This window comes from Synechococcus sp. R5-12 (assembly GCF_047502655.1).
Taxonomy (GTDB): domain Bacteria; phylum Cyanobacteriota; class Cyanobacteriia; order Thermostichales; family Thermostichaceae; genus Thermostichus.
Map to the genome: position 1 here is coordinate 1 of NZ_JANSIM010000294.1, position 2,384 is coordinate 2,384.

At 56.8% G+C, this 2,384-nt stretch carries 3 protein-coding genes; 1 reads left to right on the forward strand and 2 read right to left on the reverse strand.

Annotated elements, in window-relative coordinates:
• A partial coding sequence (locus NW843_RS13525) for an ABC transporter permease (protein WP_414523210.1) occupies positions 1 to 670 on the reverse strand: 670 nt, incomplete at its 3' end.
• Positions 667 to 1,458, reverse strand: a complete 792-nt coding sequence (locus tag NW843_RS13530) for a hypothetical protein (RefSeq protein ID WP_414523211.1) — start codon at positions 1,456 to 1,458, stop codon at positions 667 to 669. The genes NW843_RS13525 and NW843_RS13530, both read right to left, overlap by 4 nt.
• 215 nt (positions 1,459 to 1,673) lie before the next feature.
• Here NW843_RS13530 and NW843_RS13535 point away from each other — a divergent pair, with 215 nt between their 5' ends.
• Positions 1,674 to 2,159: an ureidoglycolate lyase gene (locus NW843_RS13535; protein WP_011431703.1), complete on the forward strand. Its 486-nt coding sequence runs from the start codon at positions 1,674 to 1,676 to the stop codon at positions 2,157 to 2,159.
• Positions 2,160 to 2,384: the final 225 nt, after the last annotated feature.

The window sequence follows — 2,384 nt, forward strand, 5'->3', positions numbered from 1 at the left end:
TTGAACAGTGATGTTCAGCAGTGTTCAGCGTAAATGTATCAGGTTCCAAAGCCCGCTGCAGAGTGCCAAGGCCGATCTCGGCCGCAATAGCCAGAAGGGCCACTGGAACCGCCCCCACCAGCAAGATGGCGTTGTCGTAGAGGGCAAACCCTAGGGTAATGAAAGTACCCAGCCCTCCCGCGCCGATAAACGCTGCTAGCGTAGCACTGGCAATCACCTCAATCGTAGCCGTTTTAACACCGGCCAGGATCACCGGCAAAGCCAAGGGGATCTCCACGTGCCGCAGTACCTGGCCAGGAGTCATGCCCATGCTCAGGGCAGCTTCCCGCAGGGCCGGCTCAAGGCTGCGGAAGGCCACATCCGTGCTGATCAGAATGGGGGGCAAAGCCAGGAGGGTTAGCGCGACGACTGCCGAACGAAAGCTGAGGCCAAAATAGGGGATGGCCAAAAACAAAATGGCCAAACTGGGGATCACCCGCAGGCTGCTAAACGCATTGATCACCACCAGGGAAAGCATCTGGGAGCGGGAGCTGAAAAAGCCCAGCGGCAAACCCAACAGCAGCCCCATTCCCAAAGGCACCGCCACCAGTTGCAGGTGTTGGACGAAAGCTTGAAACAGCGTGTCGCTGTGGTTCTGGGCGTAGCTGAGGGAGCGGGCCAAAAGGCTCATTGCCAATCCGAGTTGCCGTCTGTATCCTGCCTATCTTCCCTAATGGTGTCTGGATCCCTGTTTGGGGGGTGGTTGGCTTCTCGCTCTTGCAAACGGCGGATTTGGGAGCGCACCTGCAAAGCAATCTGTAAAGCAGCCTCCAGGATTCGCCCCTGTTCGCTGGCCTGCTCGCTCACCTGCAGAGCTGTCAACGCTGCCAAGTTATCGCCGAAGAACTCGCTCTGCTGCTCGATCAGGTCTTCGTTTTGCCGCAAGATCCGTTCGGTTTTCAAGGCGCGAATGAGATCGGCCCGGGTCAGCTTCAGGGCTTCGATCACCTCAGCCCTCTGGGCCAGCTTCACCTCGGGGTTGCCCGCTTCCACCAACTGGTCGTTGACGTGGATGGCCTGGATGATTCGGTTGTAGCGATCCACTTCCCCCAGCAAGTTCAACAGCAGCGGCATGCGACGGCTGCGGAAAATCCAATAGGCTTGGCCCAGAGCGGCAATAGCCGCCAGGATCCCCCATTCCACCAGCCAAGTGCCCCAAGTGGCCTGTAGGCCAGGGATCCAAATCCGCCCCACCAGGGTAAGTAGGGATCCCCCTGTCCAGAAGGTCAAGAAACGCAGGAACAAGTCCAGCGTCACCAGCAAGCGTAGGAGATCCCAGAAGGCGGAGAACTGGCGCAGACGGTCTTTAAAACGACGAACGGGCCGAGGCCGATACAACCAAGCCACCGGCACTTGAGAGAGGCTTTCAACTTGAGCTGGGGAGATGATCAGCTCTTGTAAGTCCCGCTGCATCGCCATTTGCTCTGCTGAGGCTGGGAAGTTTTCCCATTGTACTTGCGACCTTGAGCAGCTTGGGCTTGCTCAGGGATCCCTTCCCAGAAGGGAAGCTGCCTGGCCAAGTCTCGATAGAATGGGGTTCGCTGGGCTGTTTGCGTCTTCACGCCCTCGTGCTCAAGTTGTAGGGCAACAGTGAGACACAAGACAGCTCGTCAAACGCAAAGGAGAAGAGCAGGGTGACCAGCCAATTGCGCCAACTGAAGGCCCATCTCGCTGAACCGGAAAACTTTGCCCCCTACGGACAGGTCATTTGCCCCACTCCCGATCACAAACCCTTCGACAGTCAAGATGCTCAGTTGTTCTTGAATCAAGGGCAGCCCCGCTTTTACATCATGCGCTTGCCTCGCCGCGGCCTCAAGTTTACTCAGATCACCCACCACATCCGCTGCACCCAGTGCCTGGGATCCCTCAATGGCAAGGAGTGGTTTATTGGTGTTGCACCCCCTGCCGATGAGCTGCACGTGGATCAGATTCAAGCCTTTCGGGTGCCTGGGGATCGCTTTATCAAACTGGAGATGGGTACCTGGCATGCCGGCCCCTATTTTGACCACGAAGAGTTCATCGATTTCTACAACTTGGAGCTGGCCGACACCAACATCACCGATCACGAAACCATAAACTTACTCCAAACCTACAACCTGGAGTTCCAGATCACCCCCTGACAAGCTTTTGGGGATCCCTTATCAATCGGGCAAAAAGCAGCATTGATCACAGCAATCTTTCGCTTGAGCGCAAGAAGAGTTGTGGGGATCCGTACTCCACTATGGGTGGAGAGAGAAAGTGGGCTTGGATCCCAGTCCTAGTGGATGTAGCCGACTTGGGTGAGCGTTCCTTGACTTGGGCTTAACAAAGGAGGGGCGCGGGGAGCTATAAGTCCCGCGCTGTAT

Bases quoted from the DNA above. Each gene is read 5' to 3' on its own strand.
- NW843_RS13530 (WP_414523211.1), bottom strand. From the start codon at position 1,458: ATGGCGATGCAGCGGGACTTACAAGAGCTGATCATCTCCCCAGCTCAA.